Source organism: Rhizobium leguminosarum (assembly GCF_002953715.1).
GTDB lineage: Bacteria > Pseudomonadota > Alphaproteobacteria > Rhizobiales > Rhizobiaceae > Rhizobium > Rhizobium leguminosarum_V.
Genome location: NZ_CP025012.1, coordinates 4,873,273 through 4,898,610 on the forward strand (window position 1 = coordinate 4,873,273; position 25,338 = coordinate 4,898,610).

Genomic DNA, 25,338 nt, shown 5'->3' on the forward strand with positions numbered 1-25,338 from the left:
AATGTCTCGCTGTGGCTAATGATGTGCAATCGCTCGACGAAATCGATCAGGCCATTCTGGAGGCGCTGGCCGGCAATGCGCGGATCTCGCTGAAGGAGCTGGCGCAGCAGGTCGGCCTGTCCTCGCCGAGTGCGGCCGAGCGTCTGCGCCGGCTGGAGGAGCGCGGCGTCATCAAGGCCTTTACTATCGATCTCGATCCCGCCGCCGTCGGTTATCCCCTGCAGGCCATCGTGCGCGTGCGTCCGCTGCCGGGACAGCTGCACATCGTCGAGCGGATCATCCAGGAAATTCCCGAAATCATCGAATGCGACAAGGTGACGGGTGATGATTGTTTTATCGCCCGCCTGGTCATCCGCTCGATGGCCGACCTCGACGGCATCCTCGACCGGGTTGCCGAAAGGGCGGAGACCAACACCGCGATGATCAAAGCCTCGCCCGTCAAGCGCCGCCTGCCGCCGCTGTCCCGGCGGAAATAGAGGGATCTAGAATTCCGCCATCGGCGACAGCATCGCCGGAAAATTCGGGGTGGCATCGCCGAGCCCGCGCAGCATCAGCCTCGTGCCGCTTTCCAACGATTGCGGAACACCCTCCCAGCCGAGCTTGTCAGGACGGAAAAGCACTTCGACGGAGGCGGGGGCGATTTCCAATCCGGCGAGGATCGCGGCAAGCGGCGGCATATCAGCCGCCACGACGTCGAGAAGGCTGAAGCGGCCAGCCTCGTCGATCTTCCAGGCGATGGCCGCCTGCCGCTCTGCCAGAAAGCTGATGCGGATATCGGGATCGAGCTGGGTGTTGATCAGAAACATCGCCGCATTGACCGTGACCGCCAGCGACGTCGAAACCGGGCTTCGTCTTTTCAGCAGCGATTGCAGCAGGGCAAGATCATCCGCGTTTGTCGGCAAAAGCGGCCGGGCGGGCGCGGCGGAAGATGAAGGGGCGGGTGCCGCTCCCTCGTATCGGTGCAGCGGTATCGCGTGGAAACCATAGGGCTCGTAAAGCGACGGCTTGTCGGTATAGAGGATGACGGCTTCAAAGCCCTGCTTCTCGCACCAGTCGAGCGCTTTCACCGTCACGTCGCGATAGAGCCCGCGGCCGCGCCATGGCGGCCGCACGGCGCCGGATTGCAGCCCGGCGGCATGGACGATCCTGCCGTTGAGGACGAAGGGCAGCGCAAAGGCTGAGATATTGGCCGCAAGCTCACCTTCGGCATCAAACCAGCCGAAGGGCATGCTCGTCGGATCGGGTCCGCCGAGCTGTTGCAGCGGTCCGATATCGATGCCGAAAATATCCCTGAGCAGACAGACCAGAGCCGCCCAGCCGGCGGGGTCGCCGAAATAATCCTGCCGGAAGGTCAGGCCCGCGCTGTCGAGGCGCTCTGCCATCAGACGCCGGTGGAGCCGAAGCCGCCTGCGCCGCGCATCGTTTCGCTTGCCTCGGTAATCTCCGCCACCCGCGCCTGGGTTACCGGCGCGATCACCATCTGGGCGATACGCATGCCGCGGGAGATGATGAAGGCTTCCTCGCCGAGATTGACCAGCAGCACCTTCACTTCGCCGCGATAGTCGCTGTCGACGGTGCCCGGCGAATTCAGGCAGGTGATGCCGTTTTTGAAGGCAAGGCCGGAACGCGGCCGCACCTGTCCCTCGAAACCTTCGGGGATCTCGAAGATGAAGCCGGTCGGCACCAAGGCCCGTTTGCCGGGCAGAAGTGTCAGCGGTGCTGTCTCGTCGACGGCAGCGCGCAGGTCCATGCCGGCTGCTCCCTTGCTTTCATAGGCGGGCAGGTCGAGGCCTTCGCCATTCGGCAGGCGGATGAGGTTCAGCGTCGGGCTGAGATCGTGATGAATGGTCATGGCCCATTACTTTGCGCCGGAAGGCCCGAGGTCAATTGCAATGCCGGGCTTTAATCGCTAGATACGCGGCAATTCCACAGGATTCACAAGTATGGCCGAAAGTCTCGCCGAGGCGGTCTCCCGCCGCCGCACATTCGCTATTATCGCCCACCCGGACGCGGGTAAGACGACGCTCACCGAAAAGCTGCTGCTGTTCGGCGGCGCCATTCAGCTTGCCGGCGAAGTCAAGGCGAAGAAGGATCGCATGCAGACGCGCTCCGACTGGATGAAGATCGAGCGCGAACGCGGCATTTCCGTCGTCACCTCGGTGATGACCTTCGAATATAACGATAATGTCTTCAACATCCTCGACACACCTGGCCACGAGGATTTCGCAGACGACACCTATCGCACGCTGACGGCCGTCGACGCCGCCGTCATGGTTATCGATGCCGCCAAGGGTATCGAGCCGCGGACGCTGAAGCTCTTCGAAGTCTGCCGCATGCGCGATATCCCGATCATCACCTTCATCAACAAGATGGACCGCGAAAGCCGCGATCCCTTCGAGATCCTCGATGAGGTGGAAGAGAAGCTGGCGCTGGATACGGCGCCGATCACCTGGCCGATCGGCCGCTCGAAGACCTTCTGCGGCTCGTACAATATCGCCGCCAACACGGTGCGCGGTTCGGATACCGAAATCGAGGGAACGCCGGTCAATGGCCCGCAAAGCGTGGCCGGCAGGCTGCCGGAAAACGAGCGCCAGGTCTTCGTCGAGGAGACCGAGCTGGCGATCGAGGCCTGCCGTCCCTTCGACCGCGAAGCCTTCCTGGAAGGCCATATGACGCCTGTCTTTTTTGGCTCGGCGCTACGCAATTACGGCGTTCGCGACCTCATCAACGCGCTCGGCGATTTTGCCCCGCCGCCGCGTGACCAGGTCGCCGATACCAGGACCGTGCATGCGACCGACGACAAGATGACGGCCTTCGTCTTCAAGATCCAGGCGAACATGGACCCCAACCACCGCGACCGCATCGCCTTTGCCCGCATCTGCTCCGGCAAGCTCGAGCGCGGCATGAAGGCAAGGCTCGCTCGCACCGGCAAGCAGCTCGGCCTGACGGCGCCGCAATTCTTCTTCGCCTCGCAGCGCCAGCTCGCCGACACCGCCTATGCCGGCGACGTCGTCGGCATTCCGAACCACGGGACGCTCCGGATCGGCGATACGCTGACCGAAGGTGAATCGCTGGTCTTCCAGGGCGTGCCGAACTTCTCGCCGGAGATCCTGCGCCGCGTGCGCCTGGAAGATGCGATGAAGGCAAAGAAGCTCAAGGAAGCCCTGCAGCAGATGGCCGAAGAAGGCGTCGTCCAGCTGTTTTCGCCGGAAGACGGCTCGCCGGCGATCGTCGGCGTCGTCGGCGCTCTGCAGCTCGACGTCTTGAAGGAGCGGCTGATGGCCGAATACGGCCTGCCGGTCTCCTTCGAAATGTCGCGTTTTTCCGTCTGCCGCTGGATCTCGGCCGAGCAGCCGGCCGATCTCGAGAAATTCCTCACCGTCAAACGCGGCGATATCGCCCGCGATCTCGACGGCGATCCGGTCTTCCTCGCCCAGGACGGTTTCTCGCTGCGTTACGAGTCCGAGCGCCATCCGGCGATCAAGATGGTCGCCATCAAGGAATATCACGCCGCCAAGGCGGCGTGATCGCTAACCGCTAAGCCGCTCGGCCAGAAAATCGACGACGGCGCGCACCGCCGGCAGTTGGCCACGCCGGTGCGGCATGAGGATCGTCGTCTCGATACTGCCCGCCGTCCATTCCGGCAGCACCCGCACCAGCCGCCCGTCTGCCAGCGCCTTTCGGCAGACGGATGTCGGCAGGCAGGTAATGCCAAGCCCCGACATGGCCATTTCCATCAAGACATAGGGCTCATCCGCGGCCATGACGGATTGCAGCGTGACGAGAGCCTCATCGCCGCCCGAATAAAGCCGCCACTGATCCTCCGCCAGGCCCGTCATGATCGTCGCATGCTGTGCCAGCTCCTCCGGCCGGCGCGGTTCGCCAAGGGTGCTGACATAATCCGGCGAAGCGAGGATGTAGAAGGGGTGGCTGGCGAGCTTCCGCTGCACCAGCGCGGAATCCGGCAGGGCCCCGCGGTGGCTGCGCAGCGCGATGTCGAAGCCTTCCTGCACGATATCGACGAAACGGTCCGTCACATGCACGGAAAGCCGGAGCTTCGGATATCGCGCCGCCAGCGCCGGCAGATGCTCCGTCAAGGTAAACTGCGCCGTCGGCACCGAGGCGGTGAGGCGAACGCTGCCGGCGGGTTCAGCCAGATGCCGCCGCACGATGCCCTCGGCCATCTCCGCCTCGATGATCGAGGCCTGGGCGTGCTGAAAGAATTCCCGGCCGAGTTCGGTTAGCGCGAAGCTTCGCGACGTGCGCTGGATCAGCCGCACACCGAGCCGTCCCTCCAGCTCAGCTACCCGCTTGCTCACCGTCGATTTCGGAATGCCGAGATGTCTGGCCGCGGCGGTAAAGCTGCCGCTGTCGACGGCCTGGACGAAAAGATGGAGGTCGTTGAGGTTGAAGAGTGCCATTACCATCTTCCAGATATGTGGACATTGCGATGCATTTATAGCCTCTACCGCATGATCGTCCACATCTGCACATTCAACGTGTCCAAACGGGTTCAATTCTGAAAGGAACGATTGATGTCACCCATATTGTTTTACGGCGTGCCGGAGGGCTGCTCCTTCGGCTCGATCGTCGCGCTGGAATGGTCCGGCCTGCCTTACCGGCTCTGCCGTGTCGAGATGCCTGATGTGGTCTCCTCCGAAGACTACATCAGGATCAACGCGGTCGGCGAAACGCCGTCGCTGCTGCTCGAGGATGGCAGGACGATCAGCGAAAGCATGGCGATCCTCCACCATATCGGCGCCCACGCGATCGGCAACGGTCTGGGTTTTCCGCAGGGGTCGGAGGATTTCGATCGGCTGAACCAGATGCTCGCCTTTCTCAACACCACCTTCTTCAAGGCTTTCGGCCCGCTTTGGTATGCGTTCGAACACCCGCTGGAGCCGCAGCAGAAGCAGGCCCTCACCGCCTATGGCATTGCCGCGGTCGAAAAGGCGCATCAGACGCTGGAGCGTCTGCTCGATGGCCGCGAATGGCTTCTCGGCAACGGGCCGAGCCTGGCCGACGCTTATTTCGTCGGGATCGCCCGCTGGAACGATTTCCACAAGGTCGTCGACCGCCGGCAGTTTCCCGACCTGCATCGCCTCTATGAGCGCATGCAGCAGGAGCCGGCCGTGCGCTTTGCCCACGCGATCGAGCATCGGCAGGACGCGAAAAGCAGCGGCGGTTTCCGCGGCGAGGTCGATCTGGCCGAAGCGCTTGGCCTGTTGAAACAGGCGGCCTGATCGCCGCCGCCGTCGCACCCCTGCGGTGCGACGGCCAATGTGCCTTAGCCGGCAGCGATGATCTCGATCTCGACCAGCCAGTCGTCGCGCAGCGTTTCGACGATGATCGCCGTGGTCGGCACGGCGCGGCCGCCAAGCGCCCGAAGACGGGCATTCTGGTTCGCCTCCATAAAGGCGCGGTCGCGGAGATAGCTCGTCAACCGCACGATATTGTCCACCGTCATATCAGCGGAAGTGAGGATGGCGCGCAGATTGGACCAGATGAGCTCCAACTGGCCTTCCAGATCGGCCGCGGCCATTCCCTGTTGATCGAGACCCATGGTGCCGCTGACGAAGAGCAGCCGGGACGGTCGCCTGACCTCCAGCGCATGGATGTAATCAGGGCTGGCCGCATAGATCCCGTTTGCCGGATTGCGCGCGATCATCTCCATGAAACTCTCCTGTTCCGAATATTCTATTGAATAATGGCAGTATCGGCGATTATTCTTCGGCAGAAAGGGGGTTTTGCGGAATGGCGAAAAATACAGAGGATCTTCGGCAAAGACGCCCACAGCAGCCGGTCATCGATGGCTTCGACCGAAAAATATTAGCCGCGCTCGCCGCCGACAGCAGCCAGAGTTATGCCAGGCTTGGCGAAGCGGTCGGCCTGTCGGCGCCGGCCGTGCATGAGCGTGTGCGCCGCCTGAGACAATCCGGCACCATCAAGGGCGTGCATGCCGCGCTGGATGGCGCAGCCCTCGGCAAACCGCTGCTTGCCTTCGTGCATGTGGAAGCGGCCGGCTGGGGCAAGAGCGAGCGGCTGATGCAGGTTCTGCGTTTTCCCGAGGTCGAGGAGATGCATTCGGTCGCTGGCGACGCCAGCGTTCTTTTCAAGGTCCGCACCGCCAGCCCGCAGGCCTTGGAGGCTTTTCTGGCGCAGATCCATGCCGTTCCCGGCGTCACCGGCACCCGCAGCTATATCGCGCTTTCCACCTATCTGGAGCGCCCGGTACAGGCCGGCGTCACCGACAGCTGGCCTGATATGCCGCTGCCGGAATAAGGGCGGGATGTTAAGCCGGCGCCAGCCTAATCCTCACCCTCGAAGCGCGGAAGTGGTTCGATATTCTCCACCCCGGGCAAGGCCGAACGGCACCATATCTGTTTCTTCGGTGTCAGTTCCCGCCGCTGGTCGATGCCGCCAACGCGGATGCCGATCGCGCCGCCTTCGCCATCCGTGCGGTAGAGCGGCGATCCGCAATTCGGGCAGAAGAATTGCCGGCTGAGACCGCCGCTGTCGCCATATTTTGCGTAGCCTCTCGGCTCGCCTGATAGGAGTGTGAAACTTCCCGGCCGCGCCGGTGCGGTGATGCGATAGGCCGAACCCGTCAACCGCTGACAATCGGTGCAATGGCAGATCGAGATCCGCTGCGGATCGATCTCCGCCTGATAGCGGATCGCGCCGCAATGGCATCCTCCGGTGATATGCATCGGCAAGTCCCCAAAGCGTGTCGCGCAAAAGTGTACAGCGGTTTTGCGATGATGACATGCGGAAAACGAAGAACTTTAGTCCGCCGGCTGAGCGGCCGGGCGTGTGGCGTAGAAGGCCTTCGCATCCGCGGTGAAGGCGGCCCGCTGATCGGCTTTCGTATAGAACATATGCCCGCCGCGATAAAGTTTTAGCCCGACGCGGCCGCCGGCGAGCGAGGGCGGCAGATGCTCGACCACGTAGCGGCTGACGCTGTAAGGCGTCACCACATCGCTGTAGCCATGCGCAATCAGCAGATGGAAGGCCGGGTTCGAGGCGAGCAGCTGCCGGATGTTGTCGGTGGCGCTGGCCTGGAAGCGCGATCCGCCGCCGCGCCCGCCGCCCCATTCCCAGCGTCGGCTGATATCGCCATCGAGCAGCGAATAGGTCATCTCCGTCCTGAAGCCGAGCTCGTTGCGGGCATAGTCGGCAAAGGCCCCGCCATAGGCGCGGGTGAAGCCGTCGAGGATGGCGTCGTCGCCGCGGTCGTAATCCGATTCCGGATAGGGATCGGGGGCTGCAAAGGAGGCGTCATAGGCGCTCATCACCTCGCCGCTGCCCGCGTCCGAATGTTTGACGAAGGAACTGCCGAGGAAGCCGCGGTTGCGGGTGACGATATCCTCTGGAATGCCCGTCAGGCGAGCGATCCTGCCATAGAAGGCGGCGGCCTCGGCGCCCGTCGGCGGTGGTCCGGCCAGCGTCGTCAGATAGTTGCCGAGCGCGAAGGTCTCTGCCTCCTTCTGCTTCTCTTCGTCAAAGGCCTTGTGCCGGTCGAGTTCGGCCGCCGCCAGCGATGGCAGCTCCAGCGCCGCGCCGAGCGCGAACTGATCGGCATTGAACATCAGCTGGCCCTCGAGCAAGGGGGAAAGCATCACCGCGCCGGCGACGATGATGCCCTGGCTTTCCTGCAGCGTCGAGGCAACCTTGGCCGCGCGGAAGCCGCCATAACTCTCGCCGAGAAGATATTTCGGCGAGTTGGAACGGTTGTTGTGGGCGACATAGAGCGCGATCGCCTTGGCGATGCTCTGGGCGTCGGCACCGACGTTATAATAATTGGAGGCGTCGTCGGCCTTTGCCGTCCGGCTCCAGCCGGTGCCGATCGGGTCGATCAGCACGAGATCGGTGAAATCGAGCCAGCTTTGCGGGTTGTCGACGAGTTTCGCATTGGCGCCGTCGCGTCCGTCCGGTCCGAAATCGAGTACCTTCGGCCCGACCAGCCCGAGATGCAGGAAGGCGGAAGCAGCACCCGGCCCGCCGTTGAAGGCAAAGGTCAGAGGCCGGTTCGGCCCGCCATCCCGCGCGACATAGGCGGTGTAGAAGATCGCGCCGGTCTGCGCCCCGTCCTGGCCGAAGAGATCCAGCGTGCCGGCAGTCGCCGTATAGGCGAGCTTCCGGTCGCCGATCGTCAGCGCGTGCTCGGTGACGGAATCGGCTGGCAGCAGCTTCAGCACGCCATCGCGCGCGCCGCTCTGGACATTGGTCCTCGGTTGATCGCTTTCCTGCGCATAGGAAAGGGCAGGGGCCAGCATTGCTGCAAGCGCGGTAAGCAGAAACAGGGTTCGTATGTGCAAGATGTCTCCTCCGGCGGTCGGGAATGAGAGGCTGAGATAGCGTAACATCCGCGGCCGACGACCGGCATCAAGAGATGGTGATGAGCCAGTGAACCTGCGAGTGAGCGAGCGGCTCAGCCGTCCTTTTCGACCGCATGGACATTGATCTCGACCGCCCGCCCGGCCTTCCAGCCGTTGATCGCCGCGCCGAGCCCGAGCGCGACGAAGAGCGCTGCGCACCAGGAAAAGCTTCCGGTCCAGCCGCGGATGAGGCCGACGATGAGCGGGCCGATGGCAGCGAGCAGGTAACCGACGCATTGCGCCATGCCGGAAAGATGGGCGGCGACATCGGGATCGCGCGAGCGCAGCACGATCGTCGTCATGGCCGCCGCGATCAGCCCGCCCTGGCCGATGCCCTGCAGCACCGCCCATAGCCAGACCGTCGAAAGCGGTGCGAAGAGCAGGCCGAGCAGGGCGATGACGGCGACGCCGCAGAGGCTCGCATTGATCAGCCGCTGGTCGCGGCCGCGCACGGCGATATGCGGCACGATCAGGCAGGATGCCGCTTGCACCATCACCGACAGGGAAACGATCGCCCCGGCAGTGACGCCGTCGAGCCCGCGTTCGCGCAAGATTGGAACCAGCCAGCCGAAGACGCAATAGGCAAGGGCCGATTGCAGCCCCATGAACAGCGTCACCTGCCAGGCGAGCCGGTCGCGCCAGAGGCCTTTGACGTGGAAGCCATTTCGTCTTGCCTGTCCGCCGCTGCGAAGAACTTCAGGCAGCCAGAGCAGGCTGACGATGAGGGCGGGCAGGGCCCAGATGGCGAGCGCGCCCGCGAGAGAGCCGCCCAATCCATGCTCGATCGGCAGCGTCAGCCCGGCCGCACTTGCCGCACCGGCACAGAGCGCCATCGTGTAGAAGCCGGTCATCAGCGCGGCGCGCCCGGCGAAATCCCGCTTCACCAGCCCCGGCAGCAGCACGTTGCCGACGGCGATGCAGGCGCCCGCAAGGGCAGTGCCGATGAAGAGCAGCGGCACGGAAGAAAGCCCGCGCAATGCGGTGCCGAGGGCCAGAAGCAGGAGAACGCCGAGCAGCGTGCGTTCGGTGCCGAGGCGCTGGGCAAGACGAGGCGCAAGCGGCGAGAAGGCACCGAGGCAAACAACAGGCAGCGTTGTCAGCAGGCTGGCGCCCAGCGCGCTGAGGCCGAGCTCCGAGCGGATTTCCGGCAGAAGCGCCGAGGCGCTCGAGAAGACCGGACGCAGGTTGAAGGCGATCAGCACCAGGCTCGCGCCGAGCAGGAAACGACCCGCAGCTCCCCGCACCGGCGTTGCCTGCGGCGGCGGAAGACTGCCGGCCTCGGCGTCTACAAGCAATTCGTCGGCCGCCTCGAGCGTGCTGGCGGCATGATTGGCAGGCGTGTTCATGACAGGATCATCCGGTCGAGTGCGGCAAGAACAGGCGCCATGAAACGGCGCACCGCCGCATCCGCCCTGTCGGGATCGCCGGTTTCGATGGCGTCGACGATATCGGCATGCGCCTGCATGTCGGGTTCCGGAATATCCTTGCCGAGCGTCGCCGCGATGGTGTCGGCGATCGATGCCGAAAAGAAATCGTAGATCTCAATCATCGCCCGGTTGCCCGAAGCGGCGATGATGGCCTTGTGAAAGGCGAGGTCGCGTTCGATGAAGGCGGCCTGATCGCCGCCATCGTAATTGCCGCGTTCGGCAAGCAGCCTGCGAAGCCCGGTAACCGTCTCCGGCGTCTTGCGGATCGCCGTCAGTCGGGCTGCCTCGACGTCGAGCGCCAGGCGCGCCTCGAACTGGTCACGCAGGCTGGCGCGGCGCGCCATCGTCAGCGGTCGGCCGGCATCGCTGGTGGCGCGGACATAGGTCCCCGAACCCTGCCTGGTTTCGAGATAACCTTGGGAGACGAGAACGCGCACCGCCTCGCGCACCGTGCCGCGGCTGACGGAAAGCATGGCCGACAGCGAGGCTTCATTCGGCAATTTTTCGCCGACCGCCCAGCGTTTGCCGAGAATGTCGCCGCGGATCGCCTCGATCGCCTCATCGGCGAGATTGGTCTTGCTGAGCGCTCGCATCTCACTACTCATAAAGTCATCAGATGACTTTATGAGTAGTGAGATTTCGATCTTTCGTCAACGCCTGAGATCAAGACAAAAAATAAAGACATCAACACAATAAAAAAGGGCCGCCTCAGCGACCCTTTCCATGAGTTTGGCCTCAAACTGGCCTGGACTGTCTATGCAGCCCCAGGAAGGCGGGGATTAGAGCGAGGGCTGCCTCGCCTTCATCACCTCTTCCATGCCCGTTACGAGGTCCGAAATCTCATTAGACATTGGATCACCTTCCTTTCGTTCTGTTGCTGATGGCTTAAAAGTAGGCCGATTCTTCGCAGATGCAAGAGAGAAATGCGTTCAGTGCGCAGCTTTGATGAAGGTGCCGTTCTGCAGTTCGCGCATCGCCTGCATGATTTCCTCGCGCGAATTCATCACGATCGGGCCGTGCCAGGCAACCGGCTCCTCGATCGGCTTGCCGGAGACAAGCAGGAAACGGATGCCCTGGTCGCCTGCCTGCACCGTCACCTCGTCGCCGCTGTCGAAGACCACGAGCGTGCGGTTGCCGGACATGTCGCGGATATTCAATTCCTCGCCGTCGACTTCCTTCTCGACGCGCACGCCGAAGGGTTTCGATGCATCGCGGAAGGTGCCGGAGCCGGCGAAGATATAGGCGAAGGCATTGCGGTAGGTATCGACCGGCAGGCGCTTCTTCCGGCCGGGCGGCACCGAAACGTCGAGATAGATCGGCTCGGCGGCGACGCCATCGACCGGACCGGCCTTGCCCCAGAAATCGCCGCAGATCACCCGCACCGCCGTGCCGTCATCATCGACGACGACAGGAATATCGGTGGATTTGACGTCCTGGTAGCGCGGCGCCGTCATCTTCAGCGAGGAGGGCAAGTTCGCCCAGAGCTGGAAGCCGTGCATACGGCCGGCAAAATCGCCCTTCGGCATTTCTTGGTGCATGATGCCGCTGCCGGCTGTCATCCACTGGATGTCGCCGGCGCCGAGCAGGCCGCTATTGCCCAAGCTGTCGCCGTGCTCGACGGTGCCGGCGAGCACATAGGTGATCGTCTCGATGCCGCGATGCGGATGCCAGGGAAAACCGCGGATATATTCCGCCGGATTGTCGTTGCGGAAATCATCCATCATCAGGAAGGGATCGGTCATCGCGGGATCGCCGAAGCCGAAGACGCGGTGCAGCTTGACGCCGGCGCCTTCCATGGTCGGTGTGGCAGTACTTTCATGCTTGACGGGGCGGATCGACATGGCGTCCTCCTAGAGGTTCAACTTGGCGGCGACTATAGCCGCCCGGCTGCCGGGCGCGAAGTCTGCGGGGCAGACAACGCAGTGTTCACAAAAGAACACAGCGTTTCGCCGAATTTGAAGAGGTCGGGCGTCAAGAAATCGTCATGTTTCACTTGCAAACCGGCCGGGCGTTAAGCTGTTATTAGCGACGACATTCGACAATTCAGTTGCGTTTCAGCATTTCCCGCCGATACGGCGGGTTCGGGAGCAAAGAGCCATGTGTCGCTGGGCAGCCTATCGCGGAGACCCCCTCTATCTCGAGGAGTTGGTATCCTCGCCCGCCCACTCCCTGATCGAGCAGTCCCATTGTGCCACCCGCGCCAAGACGGCGACGAATGGCGATGGCTTTGGCATAGCCTGGTATGGCGACAGGCCTGAGCCCGGCCGTTACCGCGATATCCTGCCCGCATGGTCGGATTGCAATCTGAAGAGCCTGGCACGGCAGATCCGTTCGCCGCTCTTCCTCGCCCATGTCCGCGCTGCGACCGGCGGCGGCACGCGCCGCGACAACTGCCACCCCTTCACCCATGGCATCTGGTCCTTCATGCACAATGGCCAGATCGCAGGCTTCGAGCGCCTGCGCCGGCCGATGGAGGCGATGCTCGACGACGACTTGTTCAATGCCCGCGGTGGCACCACCGATTCCGAATTGATGTTCCTGCTGGCGCTGCAGTTCGGCCTGCGCGAAGCGCCGATCGCCGCGATGGCGGAAATGATCGGTTTCATCGAGGACCTGGCGGAAAACACCATCGGCTCGGTGCTGCTGCGCTTTACCGCTGCCTTCTCCGACGGCAAGGCGCTTTATGCCATCCGCTATGCGACTGATCGCAAGGCGCCGACTCTTTATGCCTCGCCGGTCGGCAAGGGCTATTGTCTTGTGTCGGAGCCGCTGAACGACGATGGCGATGCCTGGGCCGAGATCCCGAACGGCAGCGCCGTCACGGTCGGCGAAGGAGGAATCGACGTCACGGATTTTCGACCGGGCAAACGGGCGGCCGTCAAATCGCAGCGCGTCGTCGTTCCAGCCTGATCCCTCGGCGTTAACTGAACTGCTTGGCGATCAGCGCCGCGAGTCGTTCGGCAACCTCTTCCTTCGCCAGGTCAGGCCATTGCTCGACCCCGTCGCGGCGAATGAGTTTGACGCTGTTGCGGCTGCCGCCCATGATGCCGGTCGCGGGAGAAACGTCATTGGCGACGATCATGTCGGCGCCCTTCCTCTCGAGTTTCGCCTTCGCATTGATTTCGACGTCCTGCGTCTCGGCGGCAAAGCCGATCACCAGTTTCGGCCGCATCGTATGATGGCCGACGGTTTTCAGGATGTCCGGATTCTCGGTCAGCGCCAGCGTTGGAATGGATTCGCCGGGATGTTTCTTCAGCTTCTGGTCGGCGGCCGAGGCGACGCGCCAGTCCGCCACCGCTGCCACCATCACCGCGATGTCGGCCGGCAGCGCCGCAAGCACGGCATCACGCATTTCCTCAGCCCGTTCGACATGCACGACGGTCACGCCGACGGGGTCGGCGATCGCCACCGGCCCCGATACGAGCGTCACATCAGCCCCGAGCTTTGCAAGGGCTGCGGCGATCGCATGCCCCTGCCGGCCGGAGGAGCGGTTGGCGATATAGCGCACCGGATCGATCGGTTCGTGCGTCGGTCCTGACGTGACGATCGCCTTGCGACCCTTCAGCGGCTTTTCTCCATCGTCGAGCATGGTTTCGGCCGCAGCGACGATCTCCAGCGGTTCCGCCATCCGGCCAAGCCCGGCCTCCCGGCTCTCTGCCATCTCACCGGCCATCGGCCCGATGAAGCGGATGCCGTCGGCTCTGAGCATCGCCGCATTCCGCCGCGTCGCCGGGTGCGCCCACATGGCGGGGTTCATCGCTGGTGCGGCCAGCACCGGCCTGTTCGTCGCCAGAAGCACGGTCGAAGCGAGATCGTCGGCAAGCCCGTTCGCCATCTTCGCCATCAGATCGGCGGTGGCAGGGGCGATCAGCACGAGGTCGCAGTCGCGCGCCAGGCGGATATGGCCGATATCCTGTTCGTCCTGCCGCGAAAACAGATCGAGGAAGACATGGTCCGCCGCCAGTGCACCGACGGCAAGCGGCGTGACGAATTCCTGGGCGCCTTTGGTCATCACAGGGCGCACGCTCGCGCCGCGCTCGCGCAGCCGGCGGATCAGATCCAGGCTCTTATAGGCCGCGATGCCGCCCGAGATGATGAGGAGGATGCGTTTGCCGCTGAGAGCCATGGCCTTCTACCCGTCGCCTTTTCTGACCGCCCTCGACCCTAAGCCTTTGGCGGAGAACATGCAATCGCGCCGACGCCATGCCGAAGCCGGCAAGCAGCGCGGCAGCTGGTCTCCGCCGCGCTCGTGGGGTCAGAGGTTGCTCATCCCGCCGTCGATGATGAGTTCGCTGCCGACGATATAGGCCGCCTCATCGGAGGCGAGAAAGACGATCGTCTTGGCGACTTCGCTGGGGTTCCCGAAGCGGCCGACGGGGATCTGGGACTGGATCTGCGCGGTCATCGCCTTGGAATCCGCTTCCGACGCCCCGAGCTTGCTGTAGAGCGGCGTGGCGATCGGACCCGGGCTGACGGCGTTGACGCGGATGCCGCGGCCGATGAGTTCGCCCGACAATGTCTTGGCAAGCGTCAGCAGTGCGCCCTTCGTCAGCGAATAGACGCTGGAGTTCGGCATGCCGATATGGGCGTTGATCGAGGTGTTGAGCACGATCGCGGCCTGCTTCGAAAAAATCGGCAGCAGCGACTGAATCAGGAAGAACGGTCCTTTGACGTTGATATCAACCGACTTGTCGAAGGCGGCTTCGCTCCACTGTTCCAGCGGCCCGAACTCGGCGACCCCGGCGTTTACGAAGAGGATGTCGAGCGTGCCGAAAGCCTCTCTCACGCTATCGGCGACGGCCTTCTGGCCGACCGCATTGCCGGCATCGGCCTGGATGACGGTGGCTTTGCAGCCAAGTTCGGCGCGGGCCGCCTCGACGCTTGCCGCGCTGCTGCCGGTAACGACGACGCGGGCGCCCTCGGCGATGAATTGGCGGGCGGTCTCGAGACCGATGCCGCTGGTGCCGCCGGTGATGAGGGCTGTCTTGTTTTGCAGGCGTGACATGATGACGTTCCTTTGATCGAATTTTGGGTCGCGGCCCGTTGTTGGGAGAATGCCCTGAAAAAGGCGGCGCGATAAGCCGGCGCGTTGAAGGATCATCAACCCGCAGCGGATAATCGCGCCGCGCCGTCTCAGGTGCGGGTGATCGAAGCGCCGCCGTCGACCAGCGAGGCCGTGCCGGTGACGAAGCTCGCATCGTCGGAGGCGAGATAGAGAACCGAGCGGGCGAGTTCTTCGGGTGTCGCGACACGCTTCAGCGCATGCAGATTGGTAACGAAGGCCTGCTTCTCAGGCGTATCGTTCATGTCCCGATACATGTCGGTATCAACAGCACCCGGCAGGATGGCATTGACGCGCACGCCCTGCTGGCCGAATTCGACGGCGAGCGCCTGCGTCAGGCCGATCAGGCCGGATTTGCTGGCGGCATAGGCGGCAACGCCCGGAAAAGCGAAGCTGTAGCCGACGAAGGTCGAGGTGAAGATCACCGAGCCGCCGCCATTCTCCACCATTGCGCCGATCTGGTGCTTGGCGGCGAGGAAGGAGGCCGTCAGATTGATCGCCAACGCCTCGCTGAAGCCCGCTTCGGAAACGGCGGTGCTAGGACCGGCTTCGCCGAGCGTGCCGGCATTGTTGAAGGCGATGTCGAGCTTGCCGTAATTTGTCACGGCGGCGGCGACCAGCGCCTTGTGATAATCTTCCGAGCGCACGTCGCCGGCAACGGCGATGGCGTCGCCACCCTCTGCCTTGATCTCCGCGACGAGGCTGTCGAGTTCGCCCTGGCGGCGGGCGCCGACGACGACCTTGGCGCCTTCGGCGGCAAAGAGCTTTGCCGTGGCGCGGCCGATGCCGGAGCTTGCGCCGGTGACGATCGCGACCCTGTTGTTCAAGCGGTTCATGGTTCCATCTCCTGCGTTTAAGGTGAGGCGGCCCCTGCCGTCCCTTTCGATGAGTGGAAGATGGCATTTTCCATTCGTTCGGATTAGTCTCCAGATCGGGGAACTCGAATTCGGAAAAGCCGAACGATGATCAGGATCGAAGGTATTGCGGCTTTCGTCGCCGTGGTTGAGGCGGGCTCGGTCAGCGAGGCGGCCCGGCGCCTGCGGGTGTCCAAATCCGTCGTCAGCGAAAGGCTGGCGGAACTGGAAAAGTCGCTGGGCGGCATGCTGCTGCATCGAACGACCCGCAAGCTCACCTTGACGGAGGATGGCGCGGTTTTCCTGGAACGCGCCGCGCGCATCGTACGCGAGATCGAGGAAGCCGCGGCAGATATGGCCGAGCGGCGCGGAACGCTGTCCGGCCCGATCCGCATCGCCGCCCCGGTCACCTTCGGCCGCATGCATCTCGGCCCGGCGCTTTATCCCTTTCTTGCCGAACATCCCGAGATCGAACTGACCCTCGATATCGATGACCGGCGCGTCGATGCCGCCTCGGATGGTTATGATGCCATTATCCGCAACGGCCCAATCGCCGACAGCCGGCTGGTCGCCTGGAAACTCACGCGCAGCCGCCGTCTTCTCTGCGCCTCGCCGGATTATCTCGCCCGCCAGGGAATTCCGTCGTCGCTGGCGGATCTCAACAACCATCGCGGCATCTTCTACACCAACCGCGGCGTTGCCGACTGGCGCTTCCAGACGCCCGACGGTGCGATCGTCGTGCGCGCGAAACTGGCGCTCGGCATCAACAATGGCGACATGCTCCGCGACGCCGCGATTGCCGGGCTCGGCATCGCGCTGCTGCCGGCCTTCATCGCCGGCCCGGCCATCCGTGAGGGCCGGCTTGCCGAAATCGATGTCGGCCATAGGCCGGAGGCCGAATTCATCTATCTGGCCCATCCCGAGGGCCGAAATCCATCCGCCAAGCTCCGTGCCATCGCCGACCACCTGAAGAAGAGCTTCGGCGATCCGCCCTATTGGGATCCGGCGGGCTAGAGCATGTCGCGAAAAAGTGTGCAGCGGTTTTGCGAAAACGACATGCGCAAAAACAAAGACCTAAAGCGCGAAGAGCGAATCTGAAAGATCGCGACGCGCTTTAGTTCAGCAAACTGATCAGGTTCTCGGTGACCGGCGAGCGATGTGTTTTCAGGATTGCCAGCGCCAGGCGCGCCACGGCCGGCGGCCCCTCGATCGGCCGGTAGGCGACACCTTCGAGCTTGATCTGCGAAATAGAGGCCGGCACGATCGAGACGCCGAGATCGGCCGCCACCAGATTGACGACCGAGGAAATCTGCGGCGCCTCCTGCGCCACGGTCAGCTCGAATCCCGCCTTGCGGCAGGTGAGCACGACATCGTCGTAAAGGCTCAAGCCCACGAGTCGAGGAAAGAGGATGAAGGGTTCGTCCGCCAGCGCCGCAAGCGGTAGCTTGCTGCGCTGTGCCAAGGGATGGCTGGCGGGCAGGGCAATCACCATCGGCTCATCCGGCAACCGCCGTAGCCGGATGCCGGCGGGATCGTCCAGGCTGGGGCGCATGAAGGTGGCGTCGAGCTCGCCGCGTTCGAGCTTCTGCATCAACGCCAGCGTATTCATTTCCGTCAGCGACAACTGCACCTCCGGCCAGCGCGCGCGAAAGCGGCGGATCGTCGTGCTGACCACGGGGTTGAAGGCGGAGGAGGCGGTGAAGCCGAGCGACAGCCGGCCGGTCTCGCCGCGATTGGCGCTTTGCGCCGCAAGCTTCGCTTTTTCCGCGGCCGCGAGCGAAGCCTTTGCCTCGCCGAGGAAGGCTGCGCCCGCCGCCGTCAATTCGGCGCCGTGCGGCACGCGGTGAAACAGCGCCGCACCCACTTCCCTCTCCAGATCGCGGATCTGCTGGCTGAGCGGCGGCTGCCCGATGCCGAGCTTGCCGGCGGCACGGGTGAAATTGCCTTCTTCCGCTACCGCGAGAAAATATCGCAAGTGCCGCAGCTCCATCGCCATCTCCAAAACATATCGAAATCGCCAGTGTCATATATTGGACAAATGGAGCGGCGTTAACTAGATCGGAGGTCGGAGGGATGAAGAGATGCCGACGTCAGCGCATGCAGTGAAGACCGCCGAGACAGCCGCGATCCCAGGACAAAAACACTATCTGACCCGGGGGACCGGTGCCTATCGCCGCGCCAGCCTGGCACTCTTCCTATCTGGCTTCTCCACCTTCTCGCTGCTCTATTGCGTCCAGCCTCTGCTGCCGATCTTCTCGCAGCAATTTTCCGTCAGCCCGGCCGAAAGTTCACTATCGCTCTCGCTCTCCACCGGTTTCCTGGCGGTCGCCATCGTCTGTGCCGCCGCCGTCTCGGAAGGCCTTGGCCGCCGCAGCCTGATGTCGATATCGCTGGTCGGCGCGGCATTGCTGACCATTGCCACCGCCTTTGCCCCGAACTGGCATCTGCTGCTCGTCATCCGCGCCCTGCAGGGTCTCGTTCTCGGCGGCGTGCCTGCTGTCGCCATGGCTTATCTCGCCGAGGAAATCGATCCGCGCGGCCTCGGCGCCACCATGGGCCTCTATGTCGGCGGCACGGCCTTCGGCGGCATGTCCGGCCGTGTGTTGACCGGTATCTTCGCCGAATATCTCACCTGGCGTCCGGCGCTTTTCATCATCGGCGCCATCGGCCTTGCGGCCGCGATCGGCTTCATCGCCCTCTTGCCGCCGTCACGCAATTTCGTCCGCCGGCCGGGCCTCGATCCGCGCTTTCATGCAAAAGCCTGGCTCGGCCATCTCACCAATCCGGCGCTGCCGTTCATCTTCGCCATCGCCTTCCTGGCGATGGGTTCCTTCGTGACCATCTACAATTATGCCGGTTTCCGCCTCCTGGCGCCGCCTTACGACCTCAACCAGACCGAACTCGGCCTGATCTTCACCGTCTACCTCTTCGGCATCGGCGCCTCCTCGATCGGCGGTCTGCTTGGAGACCGGATCGGGCACTTTTCCGTGCTTCTCTTCGGTCTGGCGCTTACCGCCGCCGGCAGCGCACTGACGCTCGCAGCCTCTCTCCCGGCCATCATCCTCGGCATCATTGTGCTGACGACCGGCTTCTTCATGAGCCATTCCATCGCCAGCGGCCTTGTCGGCAAGCTTGCGCATGGCACCAAAGGCCACGCCTCGTCGCTCTATATGCTCGCCTATTATGTCGGCTCCAGCCTCATGGGTTCGGCGGGCGGCTGGTTCTTCGCGGTTGAAGGATGGGCCGCCGTCGTTATCTTCACGCTTGCCATGCTGGCGCTGGCCTTCGCGTCCGCCTGTCTTGCCCAGCACCTCGCGAGGAGAAAAGCATGATCCGCATAGACCGTCTCGACCATCTCGTGCTGACCGTCGCCGATATCGCCATCACCTGCGATTTCTATTCCCGCATCCTCGGCATGTCGGTCGAAACCTTCGCGGAAGGCCGAAAAGCACTGAAATTCGGCGGGCAGAAGATCAACCTGCATCAGGCCGGCCGCGAATTCGATCCCAAGGCGCGACATCCCACACCCGGCTCCGGCGACCTCTGCTTCATCGCCGAGACGCCGCTTGCCGATGTCATCGTCCATCTGCAGGCCTCAGGCGTTGCGATCGAAGAAGGTCCGGTCGAACGCACCGGCGCGACCGGACGTCTGCGCTCGGTCTATTTCAGGGACCCCGACGGCAACCTCATCGAAGTCTCCAATCTGATCGCCTGACGTCCGCCTCCCGCACATCAACCAAGCCGGATATAGGGAACCTCCTTCTTCGCCACCTCATCCAGCGCCTCCTCGTAACCCGCATCGGCGTAACGCATGACGCCAAGCGCCGTATCGTTGGTCAGCGCATGGTCGAGCCGTTCGTCAGCGGCATCCGTGCCGTCGGCGACGACGGTGACGCCACAGCTCGTCATGTAGCCGGCATAGCCGCCGCCGCCGGAATGGATGACGACCAGATCGGCCATCGACGAGCAGAGCATCATCGCATCGATCAGCGGCCAGTCGGCGATCGCGTCGGAGCCGTCCTTCATCCCCTCGGTCATGATATTCGGATGCGCCATGGCGCCTGCATCGAGATGGTCGCGAGAGAAGGCGACGGGGCCTTTGAGTTCGCCGCTCGCAACCAGCGCATTGACGCGCCTTGCGAGTGCCGTGCGTTCGCCGTGACCGAGCCAGGCGATACGGGCCGGCAGCCCCTCGAAGGGCACTTGCTCGCGCGCCAGCCGGATCCAGTTGGTGATGATCTTGTTGTCGGGGAACATTTCGAGCAGCAGATCGTCGATCCGGGCGATATCGCTCTCCTCGCCTGACAGAGCCATCCAGCGGAACGGGCCGATCGCCCGGGCAAACAGCGGCCTGAGATAGGCTTCGGTGAAAATCGGAATGTCGAAGGCATTGGCAACGCCGCCCTCTTTGGCCTGCGTGCGGATCAGGTTGCCATTGTCGAAGACTTCCGAGCCACGCTTCTGGAACTCCAGCATCGCCGTCACATGGTCGACGATCGAGGCCCGGCTTGCCGCCATCAACTGCCCCTGGCCATCGTCGCGCAGGCCCTTGACCTGATCGAGGCTCATGCCCTTCGGCACGTAGCCATAGACGAGGTCATGCGCCGAGGTCTGGTCGGTGACGATGTCGGGCACGATGCCGCGGCGGGCGATCTCCGGATAGACTTCCGCCGCATTGCCGACGAGCCCGACGGACAGCGCCCGCTTGTCCTTTACCGCCGCATCGATCATCTGAAGGGCGGTATCGAGATCGGGGGCGATTTCCTGGAGATAACCGATCTGCTGGCGCTTGCGGGCCCGCTCCGGATCGATGTCGATGCAGAGGATCGCCGCCCCTGCCATGCGGCCGGCGAGCGGTTGCGCCCCGCCCATGCCGCCGAGGCCGGCCGTCAGCACGAACCGGCCGAGGAGATCGCCGCCGAAGCGCCGCTCGGCGATGCGCATGAAGATCTCGTACGTACCCTGGATGACGCCCTGGCTGCCGATATATTGCCAGGCGCCGGCCGTCAGCCCGCCCCAGCAGATCAGTCCCTTGCGCTGCAGCTCGTAGAACACTTCGGCCTTTGCCCATTGCCCGACGATATTGCAGTTCGCCATGATGACCAGCGGCGCCTTGGCATGCGTTCGAACGAGGCCGATCGGCTTGCCGGACTGGATGAGCAGCGTCTGGTCCTCTTCCATCTCGGTCAGCGCCTTGACGATGCCCCTGTGCGCCGCCCAGTTGCGAGCCGCCTTGCCGAGCGCGGCATAGACGATCAGATTGTCGGGGTCCTCGCCGACGGAGAGCACGTTTTCGAGCAGCCGCAGCAGCGCCTCCTGCCGCCAGCCCTTGGCGCGCAGTTCCGGCCCGCCGGGAATCGGAAATTTCGGATGACGTGGATTGGCCTTCGGCATCGTGGGTTCCTCGTTTTACTCTGGCTTCGTTCGTTATTTGCTGGGCAGCGATTCCACATAGGCGAGTGCCGCATCGAGCAAACGCCGTCTCAGGGCATCGTCGCCATAAACCTCGGCACCGCCTCGCACCCAGCCATGCATCACCCGCTCGCCCGACAGCATCTGGATCACGCCCGGCAGTGCCAGCGCCCAGCCGTCATTGCCCTTGCCGAGACGGATCAGCATGCCGTCATGGCGCGCGCAGCAAAGAAGATTGCCGTTCAGCATGAAGGCCCAGCCGCCGAACATGGATTTTTCGGCAAGGCCGGGCCGATCGCCGAGTTCCTCACGCATCAGTTCTTCGAGACCCGGATCGCGCGCCATGGTTCAGGCCTTCGTCGCCAGTGCATAGCGTGCGATCTCGATCCCCATCGCCTTTTCGACGACGGGATAGACGGTCGGATCGAGCACGCTTGCCGACAGCGGAATGATATCCATCGGCACATGCAGGATGAAGACATGCATGCCCTCCTTGAGCTGGCCGACGCTGAGCGGCTCGCCCTCCGGTGAAAGCGTGGTGATGACGGCGGGAAAGGTCGCAAGTCGCTCACCATCCGCGTCGTCCACCGCCATATATTCGTTCATCACATGCAGCGTCACCGATGTTCCGCCCGAGCCGACGGTGATCGTGCCGATGTCGAAGGCTTCCTTGGTATAGACGACGTCCTTGCGGCTAATGACGCCCTCGGCAAGGATATGCCCGCCCGTCGCCTTGCAGATCGCGTCGATGACATCGGATCCGCCGCGCTTCTCCGCCGCGATGATCGCTTCACCGAGCGCAAGCGCCATCGAGATGCCGCCGAGCGCCGCATGGCTGCGGACATAGGAGGCGCGGAGCGGATTGCGGCAACTGGCGATGAAGCCGCCGGATTGATCGGCAGCGGCCCGCAGCACCGGTGAGATCTTCGCCGTCGCTCCCTTCACCACCAGTTCGATATAACGATTCTCGGAGCGATTGCCGCCGACGGCGGTCTGGATCATCTGCTCGGGCGATCCGGCCATGCCGATCGAGCCCATGTCGCCTGTGGGATGCGCGCGGATATCGCCGACCGCGTCGACCACCTTGGTGCCGAGGATCGCCGAGGGCAGCCAGCCGTTCAGCGTCGAGGATTTGCCGTTCTGGCCGATGATCAGCCCGGAAAGCTTTTCGCCGAGCGCCTCCTGCAGCAATTGCACCGCCTTCACATAGTCGATGCCCTGCATTTCCCAGGGGGTGGTGGAGGCCGGTGCGCCGATCGCGGCCGCGGTGGCGATCCAGTCCTCGTCCTTCAGCTCGTCGATCGAGACCAGCTCGGGCTTGCCGACATTGACGGCGGCAAACCCAAGCATCCGCCCGTGATCGGCCCAGCCGCCGCCGCCGGCGGCATAGACGGAGCCGCCCTTGACGGCAGCTTCCACGTCCTTCTCAACGAGTATGCGTCCCATTCGCCTTCTCCTGATTCAAGCTTTTGTCCATCTCGCGCACCGCCTCGAACAGCACGGCCGCTCCGAGCGCGATATCGTCGTTTTCAGCCCATTCGTCGGCCGAATGGCTGCGGCCTTCGCGGCACGGCACGAAGATCATCGCCGCCGGCGCCACCTTGGCGATCCAGGCCGTGTCGTGCCCCGCGCCGGAGGCCATGCGCCGGTGTTTCGCGCCGACCCGCTCGCAGGCAGCCTCCAAGGCCGACAGCAGCCCGGCATCAGCAGGCGTCGGCTGATTGTCGGAAACCCGGTTGGGCGCCTTGATCGTCACGCCGTAGGCCCCCGCCAGCTTTTCGACATGGCCATCGAGCCAGCGGCAGAATGCCTCCATGTCGGCCCGGATTTCGGCACGGCCATCGATCAGCAGCACCACCTTCGACGGCACGACATTGGCGGCATTCGGCTCGATCCTGAATTCGCCGACCGTCGCTGCGAAATGCCCCGGCGATTTGGCAAGTTCGGCGGCGGCATTGCGGATGTCGAGCACCAGCTGTGACGCCGCCACCAGCGCATCCGCCCGCCGGTCCATCGGCGTCGTGCCGGCATGATCGGCCCGCCCTTCGACGGTGATCTCGATTCGGGTGATGCCCGAGATTGCGGTGACGACGCCGACATCCTCCTTTTCGGCTTCGAGCACCGGGCCTTGTTCGATATGAAGCTCCAGAAAGCCGGCTATATCGGGTCGCTTCTGCTGCATCAGCACGTCAGGTCGGCCACCGACCTGGGCGATGCCCTCGGCCAGGTCGCGCCCGTCGCTGACGCGCGAAAGCCATGCCTCCGGCAATTGGCCGGTCATGCCGCGGCTGCCGATGCAGGACACGCCGAAGATGCTGACCTCCTCGGCAAGGAAGTCGATGATTTCGAGATCGTGATCGAGCTCGATATTCTGGTCACCAAGCGCGCGTGCCACCTCCAGCGCCGAGATCACGCCGGCAATACCGTCGAAGCGGCCGCCGTCCGGCACCGTGTCGGAATGCGAACCGATCATGATCGTGCCGAGCCACGGTTTCCGCCCTGTCCGCCGTCCGACCAGATTGCCGGCGGCATCGATCCGCGTTTCCAGTCCCGCCGCCTTCATCCGCGCTTCGATATAGGCCCGGCCGTCGAGAAAGAGCGGCGAGAACGCCCGCCGCGTCCAGGGATGCCCCGGCTCGGTAATCCCGGCCAGTGTCTCGATATCTGCAGCGATCCGGTCGGCATTGACGGGAAGATTGCGGCTCATGCTTCAGCTCCCGCAATAAGCTGGCGCGGCAGCGGCCGCACGAAGCGCCCAGTGCCGGGCTCGGCCAGCACCTTCGCGCCCTCGGCTATCTTTTCACCGCGCAGATAAGTGGCCGAGACGGTCCAGGGCAGGCGGATGCCGTTATAGGGGCTCCAGCCGACGACGTTGTTGCCGCTCGCGGCGGCATCATAGACGCTGTCGCGCGGCTCCAGCACGACGATATCGGCGTCCTTGCCCGGCGTCAGCGCGCCCTTGATATGGTCGAGCCGGAAATGCTTCGCCGGGTTCTCCGCCATCAGCTTGGCGGCCCATGTGAGCGGAATGCCGCGTTCGACGGCACCTTTGACGAAAAGCGGCACCATCACCTCGAGGCCGGGAACGCCGGAGGCGTTGGCGAGCATGTCGGGATTGGTCTTGCGGTTCTCCGACCAGCTGACGTGATCGGTCGAGACCAGCCAGACATCACCCTCCGCCACCTTCCGCCAGAGCCTCTCCACCTCGGCGCGCGGCCGCACCGGCGGATTGATCTTCGCCTTGCCGCCGAGGCGCTTCACGTCGTTTTCCTCGTCGAGCGTCAGGTAGTGGATGCAGCATTCGACCGTCGCCGCAAAACCGTCGCGGCGATAGGCGCGCGCGATATCATAGCCGCGCCCGAGCGAGCAGTGCACCACATGCGCAGGGCAGTGGGTCACAGCACCCGTCTCGAAGATCGTGTGCATCGCCAGCAGCTCGGTGATCGGCGGTCGCGACAGGCCGTGCGCCCGCCAATCGGTGATGCCGCTTGCCTTCACCTGCTCGATGTAGCTGCGCACCGCCTCGTCGTCTTCATTGTGCACGCCCGCCGTCAGCCCCGTCGGCGCGATTGCCGCAAAACAGGCGTCGAGCAGGGCCGGCGGAATGCGCGGAAAGCGCTTCGGGTCGGTGCCGAAGGTCGAGAATTTGAAGGCCGCGACACCTGCCTCCACCATTTCGCGGATCCGCGCCGGGCCTTCTTCCGGATCGACGGTGCCGTAAAGCGCGAAATCGACGCGCGCCTGCAGGCCGGCATGGTCGATCTTCCGCTTCACTGCCGCTGCCGAGCAGACGAGATTGCCTTCGTCATAGGGCATGTCGACGATTGTTGTCACGCCGCCGGCCGCCGCCGAGCGCGTCGACCAGATGAAATCCTCCTGGTCCTTCTGGGAAAGCGAATGCACCTGTGCGTCGATTGCGCCGGGCAGGATCAGCGCTTTTCCGAGCAGGTGCCGTTCGCGGCCCGCAGGCGGCACGCCGAGGCCGACCTCGGCGATCTTGCCGTCGCGCACGGCGACATAGCCCTCTTCGACAATGCGGTCCGGCAACACCACCGTGCCCTGCAAAACGAGATCGAAGTCCATGCCGCTTCCCCCTAAACTGGATCAGACTGTTGCCGGCTGGAGCATGATGCCGAAAAGTGTGAGCGGTTCTCGGACGACATCATGCTCTAACTCTTTAATTTAGAACAGGATTCAGACTTTAG

General features: G+C 63.8%; 26 protein-coding genes. 8 read left to right on the forward strand and 18 right to left on the reverse strand.

Annotated features, from left to right (window positions below; genetic code table 11):
• The first annotated feature begins 11 nt into the window (after positions 1-11).
• Positions 12-476 (forward strand): Lrp/AsnC family transcriptional regulator, encoded by a 465-nt coding sequence (locus CUJ84_RS24130; protein ID WP_012759850.1) that lies wholly within the window; start codon positions 12-14, stop codon positions 474-476.
• 6 nt (positions 477-482) lie between these two features.
• Here the strand turns inward: CUJ84_RS24130 and CUJ84_RS24135 are convergent, their stop codons facing one another.
• Together CUJ84_RS24135 and dut are read right to left on the reverse strand one after the other, a co-directional pair.
• A complete protein-coding gene (locus CUJ84_RS24135; protein ID WP_105008024.1) occupies positions 483-1,382 on the reverse strand; it encodes a GNAT family N-acetyltransferase in 900 nt (299 codons plus the stop codon).
• Positions 1,382-1,852: a dUTP diphosphatase gene (gene dut / locus CUJ84_RS24140; protein WP_105008025.1), complete on the reverse strand. Its 471-nt coding sequence runs from the start codon at positions 1,850-1,852 to the stop codon at positions 1,382-1,384. The genes CUJ84_RS24135 and dut overlap by 1 nt, the downstream gene beginning before the upstream one ends.
• A gap of 91 nt (positions 1,853-1,943) precedes the next feature.
• On the opposite strand from dut, the gene CUJ84_RS24145 reads away from it, so the two are divergent.
• Complete coding sequence (locus CUJ84_RS24145; RefSeq protein ID WP_003544762.1) at positions 1,944-3,527, forward strand: peptide chain release factor 3; 1,584 nt, start codon at positions 1,944-1,946, stop codon at positions 3,525-3,527.
• A 3-nt stretch (positions 3,528-3,530) separates the two neighbouring features.
• Here the strand turns inward: CUJ84_RS24145 and CUJ84_RS24150 are convergent, their stop codons facing one another.
• Positions 3,531-4,421 carry a LysR substrate-binding domain-containing protein gene (locus tag CUJ84_RS24150; RefSeq protein ID WP_105008026.1) on the reverse strand — a complete coding sequence of 297 codons (891 nt, stop codon included), beginning with the start codon at positions 4,419-4,421 and terminating at the stop codon, positions 3,531-3,533.
• 114 nt (positions 4,422-4,535) lie between these two features.
• On the opposite strand from CUJ84_RS24150, the gene CUJ84_RS24155 reads away from it, so the two are divergent.
• The gene (locus CUJ84_RS24155; protein ID WP_105008027.1) at positions 4,536-5,243 is read left to right on the forward strand and encodes a glutathione S-transferase family protein; all 708 of its coding nucleotides are present in this window, start codon (positions 4,536-4,538) and stop codon (positions 5,241-5,243) included.
• Between the two features lie 44 nt (positions 5,244-5,287).
• On the opposite strand, the gene CUJ84_RS24160 is transcribed toward CUJ84_RS24155, so the two are convergent.
• Entirely contained in the window at positions 5,288-5,674 is a 387-nt protein-coding gene (locus tag CUJ84_RS24160) for a RidA family protein (RefSeq protein ID WP_105008028.1), read from the reverse strand.
• Positions 5,675-5,700: 26 nt separating this feature from the next.
• Here CUJ84_RS24160 and CUJ84_RS24165 point away from each other — a divergent pair, with 26 nt between their 5' ends.
• Complete coding sequence (locus CUJ84_RS24165; RefSeq protein ID WP_105008029.1) at positions 5,701-6,282, forward strand: Lrp/AsnC family transcriptional regulator; 582 nt, start codon at positions 5,701-5,703, stop codon at positions 6,280-6,282.
• Between the two features lie 26 nt (positions 6,283-6,308).
• Here the strand turns inward: CUJ84_RS24165 and CUJ84_RS24170 are convergent, their stop codons facing one another.
• The 5 genes from CUJ84_RS24170 to CUJ84_RS24190 all read right to left on the reverse strand — a co-directional run bounded on the left by CUJ84_RS24170 (position 6,309) and on the right by CUJ84_RS24190 (position 11,646).
• The gene (locus tag CUJ84_RS24170) at positions 6,309-6,710 is read right to left on the reverse strand and encodes a GFA family protein (protein ID WP_105008030.1); all 402 of its coding nucleotides are present in this window, start codon (positions 6,708-6,710) and stop codon (positions 6,309-6,311) included.
• Between the two features lie 75 nt (positions 6,711-6,785).
• Positions 6,786-8,318 (reverse strand): S10 family peptidase, encoded by a 1,533-nt coding sequence (locus tag CUJ84_RS24175; protein ID WP_105008031.1) that lies wholly within the window; start codon positions 8,316-8,318, stop codon positions 6,786-6,788.
• A gap of 113 nt (positions 8,319-8,431) precedes the next feature.
• Entirely contained in the window at positions 8,432-9,724 is a 1,293-nt protein-coding gene (locus CUJ84_RS24180; RefSeq protein ID WP_105008032.1) for a CynX/NimT family MFS transporter, read from the reverse strand.
• Positions 9,721-10,398, reverse strand: a complete 678-nt coding sequence (locus CUJ84_RS24185; protein WP_105008033.1) for a FadR/GntR family transcriptional regulator — start codon at positions 10,396-10,398, stop codon at positions 9,721-9,723. The genes CUJ84_RS24180 and CUJ84_RS24185 overlap by 4 nt, the downstream gene beginning before the upstream one ends.
• 336 nt (positions 10,399-10,734) lie before the next feature.
• A complete protein-coding gene (locus CUJ84_RS24190; protein ID WP_003544775.1) occupies positions 10,735-11,646 on the reverse strand; it encodes a pirin family protein in 912 nt (303 codons plus the stop codon).
• Between the two features lie 256 nt (positions 11,647-11,902).
• Between CUJ84_RS24190 and CUJ84_RS24195 the strand changes: the two genes are divergently transcribed.
• On the forward strand, positions 11,903-12,715 hold the full coding sequence (locus CUJ84_RS24195; protein WP_105008034.1) for a class II glutamine amidotransferase: 813 nt from the start codon (positions 11,903-11,905) through the stop codon (positions 12,713-12,715).
• Positions 12,716-12,725: 10 nt separating this feature from the next.
• Here the strand turns inward: CUJ84_RS24195 and coaBC are convergent, their stop codons facing one another.
• The 3 genes from coaBC to CUJ84_RS24210 all read right to left on the reverse strand — a co-directional run bounded on the left by coaBC (position 12,726) and on the right by CUJ84_RS24210 (position 15,703).
• Positions 12,726-13,931 carry a bifunctional phosphopantothenoylcysteine decarboxylase/phosphopantothenate--cysteine ligase CoaBC gene (gene coaBC, locus CUJ84_RS24200; protein WP_105008035.1) on the reverse strand — a complete coding sequence of 402 codons (1,206 nt, stop codon included), beginning with the start codon at positions 13,929-13,931 and terminating at the stop codon, positions 12,726-12,728.
• A gap of 129 nt (positions 13,932-14,060) precedes the next feature.
• Positions 14,061-14,810, reverse strand: a complete 750-nt coding sequence (locus CUJ84_RS24205) for an SDR family oxidoreductase (RefSeq protein ID WP_105008294.1) — start codon at positions 14,808-14,810, stop codon at positions 14,061-14,063.
• 128 nt (positions 14,811-14,938) lie between these two features.
• The gene (locus CUJ84_RS24210; RefSeq protein ID WP_105008036.1) at positions 14,939-15,703 is read right to left on the reverse strand and encodes an SDR family oxidoreductase; all 765 of its coding nucleotides are present in this window, start codon (positions 15,701-15,703) and stop codon (positions 14,939-14,941) included.
• Between the two features lie 126 nt (positions 15,704-15,829).
• Here CUJ84_RS24210 and CUJ84_RS24215 point away from each other — a divergent pair, with 126 nt between their 5' ends.
• Positions 15,830-16,735, forward strand: a complete 906-nt coding sequence (locus CUJ84_RS24215; protein ID WP_105008037.1) for a LysR family transcriptional regulator — start codon at positions 15,830-15,832, stop codon at positions 16,733-16,735.
• 100 nt (positions 16,736-16,835) lie between these two features.
• Here CUJ84_RS24215 and CUJ84_RS24220 read toward each other — a convergent pair whose 3' ends face one another.
• Positions 16,836-17,711, reverse strand: coding sequence for a LysR family transcriptional regulator (locus CUJ84_RS24220; RefSeq protein ID WP_105008038.1), 876 nt, complete (start codon positions 17,709-17,711; stop codon positions 16,836-16,838).
• A 91-nt stretch (positions 17,712-17,802) separates the two neighbouring features.
• On the opposite strand from CUJ84_RS24220, the gene CUJ84_RS24225 reads away from it, so the two are divergent.
• Together CUJ84_RS24225 and CUJ84_RS24230 are read left to right on the forward strand one after the other, a co-directional pair.
• Positions 17,803-19,053 (forward strand): MFS transporter, encoded by a 1,251-nt coding sequence (locus CUJ84_RS24225; RefSeq protein WP_105008039.1) that lies wholly within the window; start codon positions 17,803-17,805, stop codon positions 19,051-19,053.
• Entirely contained in the window at positions 19,050-19,436 is a 387-nt protein-coding gene (locus CUJ84_RS24230) for a VOC family protein (RefSeq protein WP_105008040.1), read from the forward strand. Before CUJ84_RS24225 ends, CUJ84_RS24230 begins: the two co-directional genes overlap by 4 nt.
• Positions 19,437-19,453: 17 nt before the next feature.
• On the opposite strand, the gene CUJ84_RS24235 is transcribed toward CUJ84_RS24230, so the two are convergent.
• From CUJ84_RS24235 to CUJ84_RS24255, 5 genes are read right to left on the reverse strand one after another with little or no spacing between them, the layout of a single operon-like run.
• Positions 19,454-21,115: a urocanate hydratase gene (locus tag CUJ84_RS24235; protein WP_105008041.1), complete on the reverse strand. Its 1,662-nt coding sequence runs from the start codon at positions 21,113-21,115 to the stop codon at positions 19,454-19,456.
• 33 nt (positions 21,116-21,148) lie between these two features.
• Positions 21,149-21,478: a TfoX/Sxy family protein gene (locus CUJ84_RS24240; RefSeq protein ID WP_020052607.1), complete on the reverse strand. Its 330-nt coding sequence runs from the start codon at positions 21,476-21,478 to the stop codon at positions 21,149-21,151.
• A 3-nt stretch (positions 21,479-21,481) separates the two neighbouring features.
• Complete coding sequence (locus CUJ84_RS24245; RefSeq protein WP_105008042.1) at positions 21,482-22,579, reverse strand: DUF917 domain-containing protein; 1,098 nt, start codon at positions 22,577-22,579, stop codon at positions 21,482-21,484.
• Entirely contained in the window at positions 22,560-23,840 is a 1,281-nt protein-coding gene (locus CUJ84_RS24250) for a Zn-dependent hydrolase (protein WP_105008043.1), read from the reverse strand. Before CUJ84_RS24250 ends, CUJ84_RS24245 begins: the two co-directional genes overlap by 20 nt.
• On the reverse strand, positions 23,837-25,216 hold the full coding sequence (locus CUJ84_RS24255) for a dihydroorotase (protein WP_105008044.1): 1,380 nt from the start codon (positions 25,214-25,216) through the stop codon (positions 23,837-23,839). The genes CUJ84_RS24250 and CUJ84_RS24255 overlap by 4 nt, the downstream gene beginning before the upstream one ends.
• Positions 25,217-25,338 lie beyond the last annotated feature (122 nt).